Below are 18,029 nucleotides of genomic sequence, written 5' to 3'. Positions count from 1 at the left end.
TTCGTGAACACGACCCTTGCGCTGTCCGACACGTTCGGCTCCGACCTCGTGCGGGGGATCGGCGCGATCCTGCTCTACGGCGTCATCGGCCTGCTGCTGATGTTCGCCGGCTTCTACGCGATCGACTGGACCACGCCGGGCAAGCTGTCGAAGCTCGTGACGAAGGGCCTGCCCAACGCGGTGATCGTGACCGCGTCCGGGATGCTCTCGATGGCGTTCATCGTCGTCGTGGCGATCTTCAACTCGGCGAGCGACCTCACCGAGGGCCTGATCACCTCGCTGGTCTACGGCCTGCTCGGGATCATCGTCCAGGTGATCGCGGTCCGGCTGCTGGAGTGGGCGACCCGCATCGACGTCGCGTCGACCATCGAGAGCGAGAAGTTCGCCCCGGTGAGCATCGTCGTCGCGGCCGCGCACATCGGGCTGGGCCTCGTGGTGGCGGTCGGCATCTCCTGAGCCGGCCACCGGGGCGGTCGGGCGCGACCGTGGCCGCGTTCGGCCGTTCGCACTAGCGTGGGGTCCGTGCGCCTGCTGAGGACACCGGACGACCGGTTCACGGACCTGCCCGCCTTCCCCTTCGAGCCTCGCTACGCCGAGCTGGCCGACCCGCACGGCGGCGTGATCAGAGTGGGCTACGTCGAGGCAGGCCCGGCCGACGGGGCGCCCGTCCTGCTGCTGCACGGCGAACCCAGCTGGTCGTTCCTGTACCGCAAGATGCTGCCGGTCCTGGCCGGCGCCGGGCTGCGCGCGATCGCCCCGGACCTGGTCGGCTTCGGCCGCTCCGACAAGCCGAACGACCTGGCCGACCACAGCTACGCCCGGCACGTCGAGTGGATGCGCGCCTTCGCGTTCGACGCGCTGGACCTGCGCGACGTGACCCTGGTCGGCCAGGACTGGGGCGGCCTGATCGGGCTGCGCCTGGTCGCGGAGCACCCGTCACGCTTTTCCCGCGTGGTGGCGGCCAACACCGGCCTGCCGACCGGCGACACCGACATGCCCGCGGTCTGGCACTCGTTCCGCGAGGCCATGCAGAAGGCCCCGGTGCTGGACATCGCCCGGTTCGTCCAGTCAGGCTGCACGTCCCCGCTGCCGCCCGAGGTCCGCGCGGCGTACGACGCACCGTTCCCGAACGAGATGTACAAGGCAGGCCCGAGGGCAATGCCGGGCCTGGTGCCATTCCGCCCGGACGACCCGGCCTCGCCGGCCAACCGCGCGGCTTGGAAGACACTGACGGAGCTGGAAATCCCGTTCCTGGTGGCGTTTTCCGACGGCGACCCGATCACCGGCGGAATGGCCCCGGTGCTGAAACGCGCGATGCGCGGCGCGCAGGGCCTAGAGCACCCGGTGATCGCGGGAGCAGGGCACTTCCTGCAGGAAGATGCGGGCGAGGAACTGGCCGAGCACGTGGCGAGGTTCGTGCGAGGCTGAGCAAACCGCCGGACGGCAGCACAAGACGACCACGAGGTCGGACCCGCCCTGGCGTGGCAGAACGCTCTGCTGCGGCAGACCCGCTCTAGCCGCAGCAGACCCGCTCTGCCGTGGCAGAGCGAAGTCGGCGGCAGAACAAAGAACTGTCCTCGCCGGACGGGCAGGCTCTGGGATGACCACCCGGCTCCTTTGTTTTGGTCAGGCCAGTGCTGCGTGTGTTGCCGCCAGGGCGTCCACCAGGATGTCCAGGCCCTCCTGGGCCTCTTCCGCCGTCAACGTCATCGGGGGGCCTAGGCGCAGCACGTTTCCGTGCAAGCCGCCCTTGCCGATCAGCAGGCCGCGCTTCTTCGTCTCCTCCAGCATCCTTGCCGCCGCTGGGACGTTGGGCTCGGTTGTGCCCGGCTTGATCAGCTCCACTCCGATCATCAGGCCCTTGCCGCGCACCTCGGCCACCAGCGGTGACGACGCCGAACGCAGACCGGACAGCAGCTGCGCACCCCGGGCTGCGCAGTTCGCCTGGAGGTTGTGGTCCTTGATGTAGTCCAGCACCGCCGTCGCGCCCGCCATCGACACCGGGTTGCCGCCGAACGTCGAGAACGACTGGGCCTGGAAGCAGTCCAGGACGTCGCCTCGCGCCACCACGCCGCCGACCGCGAGGCCGTTGCCGAGGCCCTTGGCGAAGGTCATCATGTCCGGCGTCACGCCGTGCGCTTCGATGCCCCAGAAGTGCTCGCCCGTGCGGCCCCAGCCCGTCTGGACCTCGTCGGAGATGAACAGGACGCCGTACTCGTCCAGCACCTCCTTCATCGCCCGGAACAGCCCGTCCGGCGGCAGGCTGAACCCGCCGACGCCCTGGATCGGCTCGGCGATCAGGCACGCGACGTCGCCCGCGGTCGCCGTGTCGAGGACGTCCACCAGGTCCGCGACGCACGCGTCGATGTAGTCCGCGTCCGAAAGGTCCCGGAACGGGCTGCGATAGCGGTACCCGCCGTGGACGTAGTTGACCTTGACCGGGCTCAGCGCCGACGCCGACCAGCCGCGGTTGCCCGTGATCGCGACCGTCCCGAACGAGCGCCCGTGGTAGGAGTTCCGCATCGCCAGCACCTGGTTGCTGCGCCGGTACTGCGTCGCGAGCATCAACGCCGTGTCGTTGGCCTCGCTGCCGGAGTTGGTGAAGAACACCTTGGCGTCCGGGATGCCGGACAGCGAGGCGATCCGCTCGGCCAGCTCGACCTGGGAACGGATCAGGTAGAGGGTCGACGTGTGCAGGATGCCCGTGTCGAGCTGCTTGCGGACCGCGTCGCCGATCTCGGCGACGTCGTAGCCCATCGAATTGGTCAGCACCCCGGCGAAGAAGTCGAGGTAGGTGCGCCCCTGGGAGTCCGTCATCCGCCGGTCGTGGGCGTGCACGATCTCGATCGGCTCTTCGTAGAGCAGGGACATCCAGGACGGCATGACAGCGCGGTGCCGGGCGAGCAGCTCGTCGGTCATCGGGGCGCCTCCTCAGGGGTTTCCCTGGAGTATGGGGACGCCGTGAACAGCGCTTCAACGATCAGACTGTCGGGATAACCCAGTAGGGCCGCACAGTCTGTACGGACTACCCTCTGTCTTCGTGATTGACCCCAGGACTCTGCGCGATGACCCGGAAGCCGTGCGCGCGTCGCAGCGCGCTCGTGGTGAAGACGAGGGAGTGGTCGACAAGCTGCTCTCCCTCGACACCCGGCGGCGGTCTTCGATCGCGGCCGCCGACAAGCTGCGCAACGAGCAGAAGGTGCTGGGCAAGCAGATCCCGAAGGCACCGCCGGAGGAGAAGCAGCAGCTGCTGGCGACGGCCAAGGAGCTCGCCGCGCAGGTCAAGGCGGCCGAGGTGGAGCAGAACACCGCGTCGGAGGAGTTCGACCAGCTCTACCGCACCCTGCCGAACCTCGTGCACCCCGACGCGCCGATCGGCGGCGAAGACGACTTCACCGTGCTCAAGCACGTCGGCGAGCCGACGAAGCTCGGCTTCACCCCGAAGGACCACCTCGAGCTGCTCGAAGGGCTCGGCGGTGTCGACATGGAGCGCGGCGCGAAGGTCTCGGGTTCGCGGTTCTACTTCCTCACCGGCGTCGGCGCCCAGCTGCAGCTCGGCCTGCTCAACATGGCCATCGCGCAGGCGCTCGAGAACGGCTTCACGCCGATGATCACGCCGTCGCTGGTGCGCCCGGAGATCATGGCCGGCACCGGCTTCCTCGGCCAGCACTCGAGCGAGATCTACCACCTCGAGGACGACGACCTGTACCTCGTCGGCACGTCGGAGGTGCCCCTGGCCGGCTTCCACGCCGACGAGATCCTCGACCTCAACGACGGCGCGAAGCGCTACGCGGGCTGGTCGTCCTGCTACCGGCGCGAGGCCGGGTCGTACGGCAAGGACACCCGCGGCATCATCCGCGTCCACCAGTTCGACAAGGTCGAGATGTTCGTCTACGCCAAGCCGGCGGACGCCGAGGCGGAGCACGCCCGGCTGCTCGGCTGGGAAGAGGAGATGCTCGCGAAGATCGAGGTGCCCTACCGGGTCATCGACACCGCGACCGGCGACCTCGGCACGTCCGCGCACCGCAAGTTCGACTGCGAGGCGTGGATCCCGACGCAGGAGACCTACCGCGAGCTGACCTCGACGTCCAACTGCACGACGTTCCAGGCCCGCCGCCTCTCGGTCCGCTACCGCGACGACAACGGCAAGCCCCAGATCGCCGCGACGCTCAACGGCACCCTGGCCACCACCCGCTGGATCGTCGCGATCGTCGAGAACCACCAGCAGGAGGACGGCTCCGTCCGCGTGCCGGAGGCGCTGCGCCCGTTCGTCGGCGGCAAGGAAGTCCTCACGCCCCGCTGAATCGGGTGGATCCGCGGTGCTCCCCCGTTCGTCCCAGTAGTGTCCGGGCCGAACGGGAGGATTCATGCGCATGAAGTGGCAGGTCGTGGCGGTGGTGGCGGCCCTGACCGTGGTGTCCGGCTGCTCGGTGGCCGTCAACGGGACGGCGGCGCCCGTGCCGGGTCAGGGCCCGATCGTGACGGCCGTCGACGCCTGCACGCTGCTCGACCAGGAACAGGTCGACGCGCTCGGCTACGAGTCCCCCGGCCGGTCGGTCAAGGAGGAAAAGGAGCGGCTGCAGGCGCCGATGTGCCTGTGGAGCACGAAGGACGACATCGAGCCGTCGGCCACGCTCAACATCGGCTACACGACGGACCTGGACTTCAACGAGTACATCGCCGGCGCCGTCCCGAAGTCCGGCCCGCAGCAGCTCGGCGGCTTCACCTGGACGCAGTACCCGTCGATCCTCGCCGACGACTGCGTGTTCTACGCCATCCTCGGTGACCAGTCCTTCGCCTTCGTCAGCGTCTCGGGCCCGGAGCTGACGAAGTCGTGCGAGCTGGCCAAGACCGTGGTCCCGCAGGTCGCGGCCCACCTGCCCGGCGGGCAGCCGGCGCCGCCGATCACCCCGGCCGGGCCGAAGAAGGTGGAGCCGGGCGGCCCGCTGCTGTCGGTCGACCCGTGCACGATGCTGAAGCCGGACCAGGTGGCGCAGCTGAAGAACATCTCGCCCACCGGGGAGAGGGACAACTCCTCGGTGGTGCCGAACGCGTCCTACTGCCTCTGGGACGACACCGACGGCGACGACGGCCAGAAGGCGTTCGAGGTCTGGCTCGGCCCCAGCACGCCGATGACCGCCTGGCCGGGCGTGAAGGGCGTCACCCCGCTCGAGACCGTCGACGTCGGCGGCAAGAAGTGGGGCGTCTACCCGAACCTGGGCGGCCTGCGCGTGACCTGCGGCGCGTTCCTGCCGATCACCGAAACGTCGTCGGTGCAGGTGGTCAGCGGGTTCATCGGCGACGACGCCAAGACCTGCGACCTCGTCAAGCAGGGCCTGCCGCTGGTGACGGCGAACCTGCCGGGCTAGCTCTCGGAAGACACCTGGTCGGCGATGTGGCGCGCGATCTCCAGCGCGCTCGTCGCGGCCGGTGACGGCGCGTTCAGGACGTGCACCTGGTCGCGCGCCGTCTCGATCAGGAAGTCGTCGACGAGCGAGCCGTCACGGCGCATCGCCTGCGCGCGCACGCCGGAGCCGTGGCGGACGATGTCGTCCTCGGTCACAGCCGGGACGAGCCGGGCGAGGCTCGCGGCGAACCGCTTCTTCGAGAACGAGCGGCGGACCTCGTCGAGGCCGGTCGGGAACGCGTACTTGCGCGCGAGCCGCCAGACGCCGGGGAAGGCCGCGACCTCGGCGACGTCCTTCGCGGAGAAGTCACTCCAGCGGTAGCCCTCGCGGCGCAGCGCGAGCACGGCGTTCGGGCCGGCGTGCACGCTGCCGTCGAGCATCCGCGTGAGGTGCACGCCGAGGAACGGCAACGTGGGGTCCGGCACGGGGTAGATCAGGCCCTTGACCAGGTGCCGCCGGTCCGGCTTGAGCTCGTAGTACTCGCCGCGGAAGGGCACGATCTTCGCGGACGGCGTCAGCCCGGCGAGCCGCGCGACGCGGTCGGAGTGCAGGCCGGCGCAGTTCACGAGCGCGTCAGCCTGGACGACGTCTTCTCCGGTCGCGACCTCGACCCCGCCGTTCGCCCCGGCGCGGATGGCCAGCACCGGGCTGTTCAGCCTTAGGTCGACGCCGGTCTCGTCGAGCAGGCGGACGAGCGCCTCGCAGACGCCGGGGAAGTCGATGATCCCGGTCGATTCGACCCGCAGCGCGGCGACGCAGGCGACCTCGGGCTCGTACTCGCGCGCTTCGGCGGGTGAGATCTTCTTCGCCGGGACGCCGTTGGCCTCGGCCCGCTCGGCGAGCGTGTCGAGCGCGGGGAGCTCCTTCTCGTCGGTGGCGACGACGAGCTTCCCGCACACCTCGACGGGCACGCCGTACTGGCGCGCGAAGTCCACGATGGACCGGTTGCCGGCGACGGACATGCGCGCCTTGAAGGACCCGGGCTTGTAGTAGAGCCCGGCGTGGACGACGTTCGAGTTGTGCCCGGTCTGGTGCGCCGCCCACCGCGGCTCCTTCTCCAGCACCGTGACGTCCAGCCCGCGCCTGGTCAGCTCCCAGGCCACGGCCAGACCGACGATCCCGCCCCCGACGACCACCACGTTGCGCACGATCGACCAGGCTACGCGAGTCCCGGCCGGAGGTGTTCCTGGCGTTACCTAACGCTCGTCAGGTACGGTACCTAACCGATGTCAGGTAAGCGATTGACGCGGGAAGCGCGGCGTGAGCGGATCCTCGCCGCGGCCGCGGAAGTGTTCGCATCGGCGGGTTACGACGCAGCCGGCATGCGCGAGGTCGCCGCGGCCGCCGGGATCAGCACGCCGGTGCTCTACGACCACTTCCCGGCGAAGGCGCAGCTGTACGCGGCGCTCTTGGAGTCCGAAGTGGACGGCTTGCTGGCCGGCTGGGGCTCGCTCCCGCCGTCGGACGATCCGGAGGTGCTGCTGCGAAGCCGCGTCTCGGCGATCTTCGCGTGGATCGAGTCCCACGAGCGCGGCTGGCGGATGATCTTCGCGGAGACGCCGTCGGACCCCGCGGTCGCCTCGGTGCACCGCCGCGGTCAGGAGCGGTCCACGGCCAACCTGGCCGCGTTGTTCGACGGGATACCGCTGGACCTCACGGCCCGCATCCCGCGCCCGCTGGCCGACGAGGTGCTGGCGGAGGCCTGCAAGAGCGCGCTCAACGCGGTCGCGACGTGGTGGTGGAACCACCGCGAAATCCCGCGCGACGAGGTCGTGGCGCTGACGGTCGACCTGCTGTGGCGAGGACTCGCCACGCTGATCAAGGGGGAACGATGAGCACGGAAACGTATCGCCGCGCGGCCGAAGCGGGGGACGTGGACCTGGCGATGACGGCGTTCGCGCCGGACGCGGTGCTGCATTCGCCGCTGACGTCCCGCGTGCGCTTCACCGGGCACGCGCAGCTGCGGCCGCTGATCGAGGTGGCGTACGCGCACCTGTCGGACATCCGCTTCCACACCGACGTCGGCGACGAGCGGACGCGGGTGGTGGTCTACACCGCCCGCATCGGCGGGGAGCCGATCGAGGAGGCGACGGTGGTGCACCTGAACGACGAGGGGCTGATCGAAGAGGCGACGCTGTTCGTGCGGACGCTGCCGGCCCTGGTGACGTTGATGGACCGGTTCGGCCCGGACATCGCCCGGCGCAACGGACGGCCGGTGGCCGCGCGGGTGCTGGGCGTGCTGGCGAAGCCGCTGCTGGCGATGGTCCGCTCGGGGGACCGGCACGCGGTTCCGCTGGTCAGCGGCCGCGGCGCGTGAGAAAAGGGGCTACTCGTCCGCCAAGCTGGATTCCGCGACACCCTCGATCTCGTCCGCGAGCCGGGCGATGAAACCCGCGGACTCGGCCGGGCTCAACGCGGCCGCCCGGATCTTCCTGAGCCCCGCGCGGTACACCCCGACGTCGTAGTCGTCGGGGACGAAGGCGCTGGAACTCAAATGCTCGAAGTAGAGCACGGAAGTCCGGTCGGTCAGCGTGTAGAGGATGAACGGGCCCGCGAGACCGGGGTGCCAGCCGCAGCTCGCCGGCACGACTCGCACGGTGGTGGTCGGCAGCGCCGCCTTCTCGACGAGTGAGTGCAGCTGGTCGAACATCGTGGCCGGAGTACCGATCCGATCCCGCAGGGCGGCTTCCCCGATCAAGGCTTCGAAGGAGGCTCCGGCCAGGAGCCGCTGGCGGTCGAGGCGCACCGCGAGCTGTTCGTCCGCCTGCTCGCGCGGAAGGCCGAACGCGGTGAAGGTGGCGCGGGCGTAGGCGGAGGTCTGCAACACCCCCGGGATCCCCATCGGCGCCCACTCGACGACCGACTCCGCCGCCTTCTCGCACTCGATCACCGCGGCCAGCTGCTGCGGGGTCCCCGGCGTGCCGTAGGTGATCCAGCACGGCTCGGCCGCGCCCTTCGCCAGGGTCAGGATCTGCTGCTTGCGATCGCCGATCACCCCGAGGGCGCCCAGGATGGCGGTCACGTCCTCCAGGCGCGGGATCCGCACCCCGAGTTCCCACTGGCTCAGCAGCTGCGGGCTGATCCCGATCCGGCGGGCCAGCTCGCGCAGGCCGAACTTGGCGTCGCTGCGCACCGCACGGATGGACGCCGCCAGGGTGCGCGTTCTCGGGGTGACGGTGTCCGTCCTCGGCATGGCCGCAATCTAGGTGTCCCCACCTGCTGGACGCCCATCCTCGATCGAGTGCTTCATCCCGAGTCCGGCGCCGTAGGCCCGTTCGAAACCGTGCGCCCCCAGTGATTCCCGCGCCCGGGTCCGCACCGACGACGCGTCCGGGTCGCCGATGATCGCCGTCCCGCGGACCCCGGCCGCCGCTCCCAGCAGCGCCGCCGCCTGGTCCGGGCCGGCCGCCGCGCCCGCCAGGCCCTCCAGTGCGAACGCCACCACGTCACCCGCGTGCCACCGGCGTCCCATGACCAGCGCCGAGCGGTGCAGCTGAGCCGCTTCGGACAGCCGGCCCTCGGCGACCGCGAGCCAGCCCAGCGAGATCATCGCCGTGGCCCGGACCGTCTCCGCCGCGAACGAGCCGCCCGCGCACTCCTCCAGCGCGCGCTCGCACAGCCGTCGCGCCGCCGCCAGATCGCCTTCGTACCGGGACAGGTTCGCCAGCCCGATGTACGCCGACGCGCGGGTTTCGGGCATGCCCGACCGGCGGGCCGTCGCCGCCGCCCGTTCGTAGTCCGCGTGAGCGGCGGCGAAGTCGCCCTGCAGGAGGTGGGTCCACGCGCGGCGGCAGATCAGGTCCGCGGCGTCGTCCGTCGCGCCGATCTCGTGCATCAGGCCCAGGGCCTCGTCCATCAGTGGCAACGCGGCGTCGTGCTCCCCGCGCCAGGTCAGCAGCTGCGACAGGTGATCGAGCGCCATCGACAAGCCCCACCGCTCGCCCAGCGCCCGGAACTGCGCCGCGCCCTCGCGCAGGCCTTCCTCGGCCCCGGCCAGGTCGCCCGTCATCATCGCCCGCAGGCCCATGCCCGTCGGCAGCAGCGCCCAGCCCCACGCGTCGCCGTTGGCCAGCAGGGCTTCGCCGCGGTTGAGCAGCTCGTCGTCGTCACCCGGCGGGCCGACGACCACGCCCAGCAGCAGGACCAGCACCGGGTTGCGGGGCGCCCAGTTCCCGTCCTTCGCGTACCGGCGGACCAGGGGCAGGTACTGCTCCAGCGACTCGTGCGGCGAACCGGACATCGCCCCGAGCACGCAGACCAGGAACTCCTCGAGGTACTCCTCGCGCACCTCCGGCGGGCACCGCTCCACGACCGCCAGCGACAGCCCGGCGCCTTCGAACCGCCGCCCGCGCATCCACCAGTACATCGCCAGCAACGGCACCAGCCGCAGCGCGAGCACGACGTCGTGCTCGGTCGCCCAGCGCAGCGCGGCCAGGAGGTTGTCGTACTCGGCGTCGATCCGGTCCAGCCACTCCAGCTGCGCCGCCGTCCGCAGCATCGGGTCGGCTTCTTCGGCGAACCGCAGGAAGTACTCGGCGTGCGCGCGGTGGAACGTCTCGGTCTCGCCCGCTTCGGCGAGCTTCTCCGCGCCGAACGCGCGGATCGTCTCCAGCATCCGGAACCGCCCGCCGACGGCTTCGAGCAGCGACTTGTCGGCCAGCTCCGGCAGCAGGTCGACGTCCGCGCCGCACACCTCGGCGGCGGCCGCGGCGGTCGCGCCGCCGGGGAACACGGTCAGCCGCCGCGCCAGCTCGCGCTCCTCGTCACCGAGCAGGTCCCAGCTCCACTCGACGACGCCGCGCAGCGAGCGGTGCCGCGCCTCGGCCGTCCGGCTGCCGCGGGCGAGCAGCCGGAACCGGTCGTCGAGCCGCGTCGCGATCTCGCCGAGCGCCAGGGTCCGGACGCGTGCCGCGGCCAGCTCCAGGGCCAGCGGCAGGCCGTCGAGAGCGGCGCAGATGTGCTGGACGTCGCCGATCGTCGACTCGTCGAGGGCGAACGCGGGATCGCTCGAGGCCGCGCGGTCCGCGAAGAGCCGGATCGCGGCGAACTCCCGGGCCCGTGCGGCGGACGTCCCGGGCGGCGGCACGGCCAGCCGCGGCACCGGCGCCAGCTGCTCGCCGGTGATGCCGAGCGGCTCGCGGCTGGTGGCCAGCACCCGCAGCCCCGGGCACGCGGCGAGCAGCCGCGCGGCCAGCCGGGCCACGACGTCGACGACGTGCTCGCAGTTGTCGAGCACCAGCAGGGTCGTGCGGTCGCGCAGGGCGGCGATCAGCCGCTCGGCCGGGTCCTTCGGGCCGCCGCGCGTCGTCAGCGGGGCGTCGCGCAGGCCGAGCGTGCCCAGCACCGCGCGGACGACGTCGCTGCCCTCGTGCGGGGCGAGCTCGACGAACGCGACCGGCCCGGCTTCGGCGGCGGCGAGTTCGACGGCCAGCCGCGTCTTGCCGGTGCCGCCCGGCCCGGTGAGCGTCACGAGCCGGCTGCGTTCCAGCAGCTCCGCGACCTGCCGCAGCTCGGCGTCCCGGCCGACGAAGCTGGTCAGCTGCGCGGGCAACGCCGGGATCACCGGCTTTTCGGTTTCGCCGCGAAGCACGGCGAGGTGCGCTTCGGCGAGTTCCGGACCGGGGTCGGCGCCCAGCTCGTCGGCCAGCGTGCGGCGGGCGTCTTCGAACGCGGCGAGCGCGTCGGCCGGCCGCCCCGCGGCACCCAGCGCGCGGACCAGCTGCGCGCGCGGCCGTTCGCGCAGCGGCTGCGCGGCGACCGTCTCCCGCAGCCCGGCGAGGACGTCTTCGGCCTGGCCGAGCGCCAGCCGGGCTTCGACGTGGTCGTCCGCCGCGTCCGCCCGCAGCTCCTCGAGCCGGGCCGCTTGGCCGGCGGCGAAGGGCGCGTCCGTCAGATCGCTGAACGCCGGCCCGCGCCACAACGCCAGTGCCTCGCCCAGCACGTTCGCCGCCCGCGCGTGCTCGCCGTTCTTCAGCAGCGCCCGGCCTTCGCGCGCGAGCCGCTCGAACGAGAGAACGTCCACTTCGTCCGGTTCGACGGCCAGCCGGTACCCGGCCGCCGTGAACTCGACCGGGGCCAGCTCCTTGAGCGCCGTCCGCAACCGCGACACCTGGGACTGGAGGGCGTTGGCCGCGCCGTCCGGCGGGTGCTCGCCGTACATGCCGTCGATCAGCCGCTCGGCCGGGACGAACCGGCCGGCTTCGAGGGCGAGCAGGGCCAGCAGCGTCCGCGAGCGCGGGCCGCCCACCGCCACCTGCGTGCCGTCCGGGTGCCACGCGGCGACGGCCCCCAGCACCCCGAATCGCATGCGCCCAGCCTAGAACGTGGTTTCGGGGGTCCGGGTGGCGAAGCCCCCGGCTCGGGGCGAAGCCCCGGATGTCACAGCCGACCTGCGGAAGGTGTCACTCGAAAGTGGACTTCGCCGTGGGCCTGTGAATCAGCTGAGCGTGCGTCTATACACTTCGGCGGGTCCCCACGCAATGGGAGAGGTATGCCGTCCGACAGCATTGCCCTAGGTCAGCCGACGGTGGGCGAAGAGGAGCTCGCCGCCGTCGCCGAGGTCTTCCGATCCGGCTGGCTGGCCGGAGCCGGGCCGGCGTGCCGTCGGTTCGAGGAGCGGTTCGCCCAGGTCACGGGCACCGCGCACGCGTTGACGACCGCGAACTGCGGTTCGGCGCTCTTCCTGGGCCTCAAGGTGCTCGGCGTGCAGCCGGGCGACGAGGTGATCGTCGGCGACTACACGTTCCCGGCGACCGGCCACGCCGTCGTGCAGGCCGGCGCGACGCCGGTGTTCGCCGACATCCGCCCGGACGTCTTCAGCGCCGACCCGGCCCACGTCGAGGCCCTGATCACGCCGAAGACCGTCGGCATCCTCGCCGTCGACGTCGCGGGCCAGCCCGGTGACTTCGACGAGTACCGCGCGATCGCCGACAAGCACGGCCTCTGGCTGTTCGAGGACGCAGCGTGCGCCGCGGGCGCGACGTACCGGACGCGCCCGGCCGGCAGCCTCGCCGACCTCGCCGCGTTCTCCTTCCACGGCCGCAAGGGCATCACCGCCGGTGAGGGCGGCGCGCTGGTCTCGGACCGCGAGGACCTCATCGCGCACGCGCGCAAGCTGCACACCTACGGCATCGAGCCGGCGATCAGCCGCGAAGGCTCCAACACGCTGCCGATCCCGGAGTTCCACGAGCTCGGCTACAACTTCCGCATGTCGGACGTCCAGGCCGCGATCATGAACGTCCAGCTCGACCGCCTGCCGGACCTCCTCGCCGCGCGCCGCTCGGTCGCGAAGCGCTACCACGAGGCTTTCGCGGACGTCGACGCCTTGACCGTCCCCGTCGAGCTGCCCGACCGCGAGCACCCGTGGCAGGCCTACCTGCTCACGGTCGCGCCGGAGATCAGCCGGGACACCCTGGCGCTGCGCATCCGCGAGCAGGGCGTCCAGTGCAACTTCGGCACGTACGCCTCGCACCTCCAGCCGATCTACGGGCCTCAGGCCCCGCTGCCCGTCTCCGCCGACGCGTTCGCGCGTCAGCTCGCCGTCCCCATGCACGCCAACCTCACCGACGCCGAAGTCACGCGCGTCGGCGAAGTGGTGCGCGAAGCCGTGCAGTCCCTGTCCTGAAGCCGCCCTACCGAGGAGAATTTGGTGTCCGACAAGAAGGTGTTCTTCACCGGGGGCGGTGGGTTCATCGCCGCGCACGTCATCCCGTTGCTCATCGAGGGCGGCTACACGGTCCGGATCTTCGACAACATGACCCGCGGCGACCGCACCCGCGTCAACGAGTTCGTGGCGACCGGCAAGGTCGAGCTGGTCGAGAAGGACGTCCGCTACGGCGGCGCGGTGCGCGAGGCGATGCGCGGCTGCACGCACGTCGTCCACTTCGCGACGGTGTCGATCAACAAGTCGATCGCCGACCCCCACGAGTCGATCGACATCAACATGACCGGCAACCACAACGTGTTCGCCGCGGCCGCGGACGAAGGCGTCGAGCGGCTCGTGTTCGCTTCGACCGCGTCGGTCTACGGCGAACCGAAGCGGCTGCCGATGCACGAGGACGACGAGCTGCGCCCGCTCACGCCGTACTGCATCTCGAAGCGCGCGGGCGAGGACCTGCTCGGCTTCTACGAGCGCACCAAGGGCCTGTCCTGGAACGCGCTGCGGTTCTTCAACGTGTACGGCCCCGGCCAGAAGATCGAGGCCTACTACACCTCGGTGATCAACCACTTCATCCAGCGCCTGCGCGCCGGCCAGCCGCCGGTCATCGACGGCCGCGGCGACCAGTCGATGGACTTCGTGCACGTCACCGACCTCGCGCGGGCCGTCGTCGCGGCGCTGGAGTCGGAGCGGGCGAACCTGCCGATCAACATCGGCACCGGCATCGACACGTCGATCGCCGCGCTGGCCAAGATCCTCATCGAGGCCGTCGGCGTCGACGTCGAGCCGCAGTTCAACGAGCGCGAGGTGCTGGTCTCGCGCCGCGCTGCCGACATCAGCCGGGCCCGCGAGGTGCTGGGCTGGGAGCCGCGGATCACCGTCGAGAACGGGATGCGGGAACTGGTCAGGGCATCGGTGTGAACGCCACTGCGGGGCCGGCCCGGGGGCGCGCGATGCGCATCGCGGTGGTGAACAACTTCTTCCCGCCCCGCGTGGGCGGCAGCGCGCACATGTCGGCGTCGCTGGCGGCCCAGTTCGTCCAGGCCGGGCACGAGGTGCTGGCGATCACGGCCGCCTACGCGGAGGCCCCGGCCGAGGAGGAGCGCGACGGCTACCGCGTCGTGCGCCTCCCGGCGACGAAGATGCCGCAGATCGGGCTGTCGATCGACTTCGACATGAGCTTCGCGTCGCTGCGGCCGGGGAACTGGCGGCGGCTGTGGAAGCTGCTGGACGAGTTCAAGCCGGACGCGATCCACCTGCACGGCCAGTTCTTCGACCTGTCGTGGCTGGCCGGGATCTACGCGCGGCGGCACGACATCCCGACGCTGCTCACCATCCACACGCTCCTGATCAGCGACAACAAGCTGTACGGCGGGGTGTTCCGGCTGCTCGACGCGGTGCTCGTCCGGCCGATCCTCAGCTACCTCAAGCCGCGGTACGTCATCCTCGACAAGCTCGGCGTCGACTACTGCGTCGAGCGCTACGGCACCAGCGACGCGAACTCGGAGTACTTCCCGATCGCGGTCGACACGGGCCACTTCGCGAAGCCGGTGACGAAGGACGTCCGCGCGGAGCACGAGATCGGCGACGCGCCGCTGATCGTCTCCCTGGGGCACGTGATCCCGCTGCGCAACCGGCTGCCGCTGATCGAGGCCCTGCCGTCCATTTTGGACAAGCACCCGGGCGTCCGGGTGATCGTGGTCGGCCGCGTCTACCACGACGCCTTCCTGAAGCGGGCCGCCGAGCTGGGCGTTTCGGACGCGCTCGTCGTCACGGGCGCGGTGCCGAAGGAGGACGTCCCGGCGTACTTCGCGGCGGCGGACATCGTCACGCACGACCTCAACGGCGGCTGCGGCACGGCGTCGCTGGAGGCGATGCTGTCCGGCACGGCGACGATCGCGTCGGTCACCGAGGACAACTACCCGGGCATCGAGCTGCGCAACGGCGAGAACGTCCTGCTCGTGCGTCCGGACGATGCGGAAGCCGTGGCGCGCACGGTGATCGAGCTGCTCGACGACCCGGAGCGGCGGGCGCTGATCGCGCAGCGCGAGAGCGAGATGGTGCGGTCGAACTTCGGCCTCGACGTCGTCGCGGAAGAACACTTGAGGACGTTCGAGAAGCTGGTGTCGGAAGCCGATGTTCTTCGATGACGAGCGCAGCCACCGGCTGCGCCCGCAGATCCTGACCGAGCTCGTCTCGCAGTACATGAACGACGCCGAGCGGGCGGCGTTCTACGGCCTGCCGTCGACGTGCCGGGTACGCGAGCGCGTGAAGATCATCAGCCCCGAGAACCTCTCGATGGGCGACCACTGCTGGATCGGCGAAGGCGCGGCGCTCGACGCGAGCGGCGGCCTGGAGATCGGCGAGCACACCAGCATCGGGCTGAACACGCTGATCTTCACGCACTCCAGCTGGCTGGCGAACATGACGCTGCAGAACCACTCGGGCAGCGACCTGATCGAGCGCAAGCCGGTGAAGATCGGCAGGGGCTGCTTCATCGGCGGCCTGGTGGTGATCATGGCCGGTGTGACGATCGGCGACTTCGCGACGGTGCAGCCGAACTCCGTGGTGGCGAAGGACGTCCCGCCGCGCACGCTGGTCGCGGGCAACCCGGCCCGGGTGTTCCAGCGCTACGACGAGGAGTACATCCAGTCCGAGGTGGAGCGGGTACGGGCGGAGAACGCCCGCCGCCGCGCGATCGCCGAGGAACGCGGCGGCGACGCGTCCGGCTGGGGCGCCCCTTCGGGCGACTTCTCGGAGTAGCTTCGGTCACCCGCCGGCGGTGGCTCGCCGACGTGGATGACGGCGACGCCGGCGTGGTCGCCGGCGCCGCCGTCGGGGAGCCGCCTCACCGTGCTCGACCATGGGGCGGCGAAGAATTCCCCCGAATTGCGCACGCAGGACAATCTAGCTCTCGGTAACGCCCCGTGGGATTGCGGTTACGCAACGTTTCAGCCGTGGCCGACACCCGTGTCGCCGGCCGGGAGCTCGTTGCCCGCCGCGTCGTAGGCCTTCAGGTCCTCCGGGTCGGCCACGCCCGGGTCGAACCAGAACACGACCACGTTCGGGTCGACGCTCCAGCGGGCCTGGTGCGCCTCGCCGGTCGTGCCGTGGATCCGCCCGGTGATCTTCGCGGCGGGTCCGGAGTAGTAGCCGAAGGACGGCACGTCGTACTCGTTGATGTTCAGGCCGCCGGACACCGCGTGGAAGCCCGGTGCCTTCTCGGGCCCCGACGTCTCGTTCGTGACGACCAGGTCGGTCAGGCCGCCGGCCGCGCCCCGCGCGCCGGCCATGATGCCGAACGTCGTGCCGGGCAGCCGCGGCTCCTGCACCTTCACGCCGTAGAAGACCAGGTCGCCGAAGCCCGAGGGGATGACCTCGCCGAGCACCTCGTGCCCGGACGCGGCGACCTCGGCCGACGGTGCCACCGGCGCAGCCGCGGCCGGAGCGGTGGGCGCGGTGGGCGCGGCGGGCGCGACCGGTGCGGACGCGGCGTTCGCCGTGGTCAGCACGCCGGACAACGCCAGCGCACCGCACGCGGCGGCGACCGTGCCGGCGATGACGAGACGTTTCCTCATGGGCTTTCTCCCTCGGTCGGCTCCCCGGCCGGGCCGGGCAGCAAGATCGTCCGCAGGGGGTTACGGGCGTACCCTCGGAAAGGTTGAGAGGCAACCTTTCCCGGGCCCGGCCGTCGCTGGGGGAGACGGAACGAGGTGGGCATGGCGCGCGGCGACGACGAGTTCGCGGAGTTCGTGCGCGCGTCGTCGGCGCGGCTGACCCACGCCGCGTTCCTGCTCACCGGTGACCGCCACCAGGCGGAGGACGCCGCCCAGACGGCCTTCACCCGCACGTACGCGGCCTGGTCGCGGGTCCGGCACAAGGACGCCTACGGCTACGCCCGCACGGTCCTGATGAACCACGTCATCGACGGCTGGCGGCGCCCGATCCGCGAGTACGCCACCGAGGCGATGCCCGAGCAGCAGGACCGCCACGACGTCGGCAAGGTCGTCACCCAGCGCGCGTGGCTCACCGCCGTGCTCAAGAAGCTGACCGACCGGGAACGCGCCGTCGTCGTGCTGCGGCACTTCTTCGACCTGCCCGAAGCGGACGTGGCCCGTGAGCTCGGCGTTTCACTGGGTACCGTGAAGAGCACGAACTCGCGGGCCCTGGCCAAGCTGCGGGTCGAAGCGGATCCCGAGGACACGCTGATCGGAGGGAGCGGGCGATGAACGACCTCGACGACTTCCGAGCCGCCCTCCGGCAACCGCCCGACGAGCCCTTCGCCGAGCCGGACCTGGCCCGGATCATGGCCGACGGCACGCGCCTCCGGCGTCGCCGCCGCGTGCTGACGAGCGCCGCCGGTGCCGCCGCCGCGGCCGCCGTCGTGCTCGTCGTCGTGTTCGCCGTCCAGCTGCGGCAGCCCGCACCCGCGCCGGTCGCGCAACCGCCGTCGCCGGTGTCGGTCACGCCGACGACGACCGGCGGGCCGCCGGAGGCGCAGGTGCTCGGTGACGTCGTCGGGACCGGGATCCGGACGTCCGCGGGCGAGCTGGTTCTCTTCGCGCGGGCCCTCGACGAACCGCAGTTGCTGCCGGACATCCACTTCAGCCTGGTGGCCGGGTTCCGGTCCGGGACCTCCCTGCAGGCCGCACTGGCCTCGAACGAGATCCGCGGCTCGGACCGGTCGTTCGGCTTCCACGCCACCGATGGCGGCGAGCTCATCGGTGACCAGGTCATCCCGGTTTTCGGCTACTTCGCGGGCCCGGCGGCGAAGATCACGACGACGGTGCACGGCTTCACCGTCGAAGCCAAGCTGGCGAAGTGGACCGAGGACCCGAACGTGGTCTTCTTCTGGTTCCACCCCGACGCCGTCCCGGACTCCGCGTCGCTGACCCCGTTGATCGCCTACGACGCCGACGGAAAGCGCCTCACCAAGTAGCCCGACGTCCGGTCGGCGGTACACG

At 71.2% G+C, this 18,029-nt stretch carries 17 protein-coding genes; 12 read left to right on the top strand and 5 right to left on the bottom strand.

Annotated features, from left to right (window positions below):
- Nucleotides 1-3: 3 nt before the first annotated feature.
- Complete coding sequence (locus ACH54P_RS28435; RefSeq protein WP_489906400.1) at nucleotides 4-456, top strand: DUF350 domain-containing protein; 453 nt, start codon at nucleotides 4-6, stop codon at nucleotides 454-456.
- Nucleotides 457-522: 66 nt separating this feature from the next.
- Entirely contained in the window at nucleotides 523-1,428 is a 906-nt protein-coding gene (locus ACH54P_RS28430; RefSeq protein WP_489906399.1) for a haloalkane dehalogenase, read from the top strand.
- A 198-nt stretch (nucleotides 1,429-1,626) separates the two neighbouring features.
- Here the strand turns inward: ACH54P_RS28430 and ACH54P_RS28425 are convergent, their stop codons facing one another.
- Nucleotides 1,627-2,919 (bottom strand): aspartate aminotransferase family protein, encoded by a 1,293-nt coding sequence (locus ACH54P_RS28425; RefSeq protein ID WP_489906398.1) that lies wholly within the window; start codon nucleotides 2,917-2,919, stop codon nucleotides 1,627-1,629.
- Nucleotides 2,920-3,040: 121 nt separating this feature from the next.
- Between ACH54P_RS28425 and serS the strand changes: the two genes are divergently transcribed.
- Nucleotides 3,041-4,303, top strand: coding sequence for a serine--tRNA ligase (serS, locus tag ACH54P_RS28420; protein WP_489906397.1), 1,263 nt, complete (start codon nucleotides 3,041-3,043; stop codon nucleotides 4,301-4,303).
- A 64-nt stretch (nucleotides 4,304-4,367) separates the two neighbouring features.
- Nucleotides 4,368-5,369: a DUF3558 family protein gene (locus ACH54P_RS28415; RefSeq protein WP_489906396.1), complete on the top strand. Its 1,002-nt coding sequence runs from the start codon at nucleotides 4,368-4,370 to the stop codon at nucleotides 5,367-5,369.
- Here the strand turns inward: ACH54P_RS28415 and lhgO are convergent.
- Nucleotides 5,366-6,556 carry an L-2-hydroxyglutarate oxidase gene (gene lhgO / locus ACH54P_RS28410; RefSeq protein ID WP_489906395.1) on the bottom strand — a complete coding sequence of 397 codons (1,191 nt, stop codon included), beginning with the start codon at nucleotides 6,554-6,556 and terminating at the stop codon, nucleotides 5,366-5,368. The genes ACH54P_RS28415 and lhgO overlap by 4 nt on opposite strands.
- Nucleotides 6,557-6,634: 78 nt before the next feature.
- On the opposite strand from lhgO, the gene ACH54P_RS28405 reads away from it, so the two are divergent.
- Entirely contained in the window at nucleotides 6,635-7,243 is a 609-nt protein-coding gene (locus ACH54P_RS28405) for a TetR/AcrR family transcriptional regulator (RefSeq protein WP_489906394.1), read from the top strand.
- Nucleotides 7,240-7,725: a nuclear transport factor 2 family protein gene (locus ACH54P_RS28400; protein ID WP_489906393.1), complete on the top strand. Its 486-nt coding sequence runs from the start codon at nucleotides 7,240-7,242 to the stop codon at nucleotides 7,723-7,725. The genes ACH54P_RS28405 and ACH54P_RS28400 overlap by 4 nt, the downstream gene beginning before the upstream one ends.
- Before the next feature lie 9 nt (nucleotides 7,726-7,734).
- Here the strand turns inward: ACH54P_RS28400 and ACH54P_RS28395 are convergent, their stop codons facing one another.
- Nucleotides 7,735-8,601, bottom strand: a complete 867-nt coding sequence (locus ACH54P_RS28395) for a helix-turn-helix domain-containing protein (protein ID WP_489906392.1) — start codon at nucleotides 8,599-8,601, stop codon at nucleotides 7,735-7,737.
- Nucleotides 8,602-8,610: 9 nt separating this feature from the next.
- Nucleotides 8,611-11,715, bottom strand: a complete 3,105-nt coding sequence (locus tag ACH54P_RS28390) for an AfsR/SARP family transcriptional regulator (protein WP_489906391.1) — start codon at nucleotides 11,713-11,715, stop codon at nucleotides 8,611-8,613.
- Between the two features lie 183 nt (nucleotides 11,716-11,898).
- Between ACH54P_RS28390 and ACH54P_RS28385 the strand changes: the two genes are divergently transcribed.
- Genes ACH54P_RS28385 through ACH54P_RS28370 form a run of 4 tightly spaced genes read left to right on the top strand, consistent with a single transcriptional unit; the run spans nucleotide 11,899 to nucleotide 15,828 of the window.
- Nucleotides 11,899-13,032: a DegT/DnrJ/EryC1/StrS family aminotransferase gene (locus ACH54P_RS28385; protein ID WP_489906390.1), complete on the top strand. Its 1,134-nt coding sequence runs from the start codon at nucleotides 11,899-11,901 to the stop codon at nucleotides 13,030-13,032.
- A 24-nt stretch (nucleotides 13,033-13,056) separates the two neighbouring features.
- A complete protein-coding gene (locus ACH54P_RS28380) occupies nucleotides 13,057-13,986 on the top strand; it encodes an NAD-dependent epimerase/dehydratase family protein (protein ID WP_489906389.1) in 930 nt (309 codons plus the stop codon).
- A gap of 32 nt (nucleotides 13,987-14,018) precedes the next feature.
- Nucleotides 14,019-15,215 carry a glycosyltransferase family 4 protein gene (locus ACH54P_RS28375; RefSeq protein ID WP_489906388.1) on the top strand — a complete coding sequence of 399 codons (1,197 nt, stop codon included), beginning with the start codon at nucleotides 14,019-14,021 and terminating at the stop codon, nucleotides 15,213-15,215.
- Nucleotides 15,202-15,828 carry an acyltransferase gene (locus tag ACH54P_RS28370; RefSeq protein WP_489906387.1) on the top strand — a complete coding sequence of 209 codons (627 nt, stop codon included), beginning with the start codon at nucleotides 15,202-15,204 and terminating at the stop codon, nucleotides 15,826-15,828. The genes ACH54P_RS28375 and ACH54P_RS28370 overlap by 14 nt, the downstream gene beginning before the upstream one ends.
- A gap of 188 nt (nucleotides 15,829-16,016) precedes the next feature.
- Here ACH54P_RS28370 and ACH54P_RS28365 read toward each other — a convergent pair whose 3' ends face one another.
- The gene (locus ACH54P_RS28365) at nucleotides 16,017-16,643 is read right to left on the bottom strand and encodes a hypothetical protein (protein ID WP_489906386.1); all 627 of its coding nucleotides are present in this window, start codon (nucleotides 16,641-16,643) and stop codon (nucleotides 16,017-16,019) included.
- A 141-nt stretch (nucleotides 16,644-16,784) separates the two neighbouring features.
- On the opposite strand from ACH54P_RS28365, the gene ACH54P_RS28360 reads away from it, so the two are divergent.
- Nucleotides 16,785-17,294 carry a SigE family RNA polymerase sigma factor gene (locus ACH54P_RS28360; RefSeq protein WP_489906385.1) on the top strand — a complete coding sequence of 170 codons (510 nt, stop codon included), beginning with the start codon at nucleotides 16,785-16,787 and terminating at the stop codon, nucleotides 17,292-17,294.
- Nucleotides 17,291-18,004: a hypothetical protein gene (locus ACH54P_RS28355; protein WP_489906384.1), complete on the top strand. Its 714-nt coding sequence runs from the start codon at nucleotides 17,291-17,293 to the stop codon at nucleotides 18,002-18,004. The genes ACH54P_RS28360 and ACH54P_RS28355 overlap by 4 nt, the downstream gene beginning before the upstream one ends.
- Nucleotides 18,005-18,029 lie beyond the last annotated feature (25 nt).

This window comes from Amycolatopsis sp. N2S4-7 (genome assembly GCF_058119595.1).
Note: the sequence above shows the minus strand (reverse complement) of the source record. Positions and strands in the feature narration are given on the sequence as shown.

Bases quoted from the DNA above. Each gene is read 5' to 3' on its own strand.
- ACH54P_RS28425 (WP_489906398.1), bottom strand. From the start codon at position 2,919: ATGACCGACGAGCTGCTCGCCCGGCACCGCGCTGTCATGCCGTCCTGG.
- ACH54P_RS28415 (WP_489906396.1), top strand. From the start codon at position 4,368: ATGCGCATGAAGTGGCAGGTCGTGGCGGTGGTGGCGGCCCTGACCGTG.
- ACH54P_RS28405 (WP_489906394.1), top strand. From the start codon at position 6,635: ATGTCAGGTAAGCGATTGACGCGGGAAGCGCGGCGTGAGCGGATCCTC.
- ACH54P_RS28400 (WP_489906393.1), top strand. From the start codon at position 7,240: ATGAGCACGGAAACGTATCGCCGCGCGGCCGAAGCGGGGGACGTGGAC.
- ACH54P_RS28395 (WP_489906392.1), bottom strand. From the start codon at position 8,601: ATGCCGAGGACGGACACCGTCACCCCGAGAACGCGCACCCTGGCGGCG.
- ACH54P_RS28390 (WP_489906391.1), bottom strand. From the start codon at position 11,715: ATGCGATTCGGGGTGCTGGGGGCCGTCGCCGCGTGGCACCCGGACGGC.
- ACH54P_RS28385 (WP_489906390.1), top strand. From the start codon at position 11,899: ATGCCGTCCGACAGCATTGCCCTAGGTCAGCCGACGGTGGGCGAAGAG.
- ACH54P_RS28375 (WP_489906388.1), top strand. From the start codon at position 14,019: ATGCGCATCGCGGTGGTGAACAACTTCTTCCCGCCCCGCGTGGGCGGC.
- ACH54P_RS28370 (WP_489906387.1), top strand. From the start codon at position 15,202: ATGTTCTTCGATGACGAGCGCAGCCACCGGCTGCGCCCGCAGATCCTG.
- ACH54P_RS28365 (WP_489906386.1), bottom strand. From the start codon at position 16,643: ATGAGGAAACGTCTCGTCATCGCCGGCACGGTCGCCGCCGCGTGCGGT.
- ACH54P_RS28360 (WP_489906385.1), top strand. From the start codon at position 16,785: ATGGCGCGCGGCGACGACGAGTTCGCGGAGTTCGTGCGCGCGTCGTCG.
- ACH54P_RS28355 (WP_489906384.1), top strand. From the start codon at position 17,291: ATGAACGACCTCGACGACTTCCGAGCCGCCCTCCGGCAACCGCCCGAC.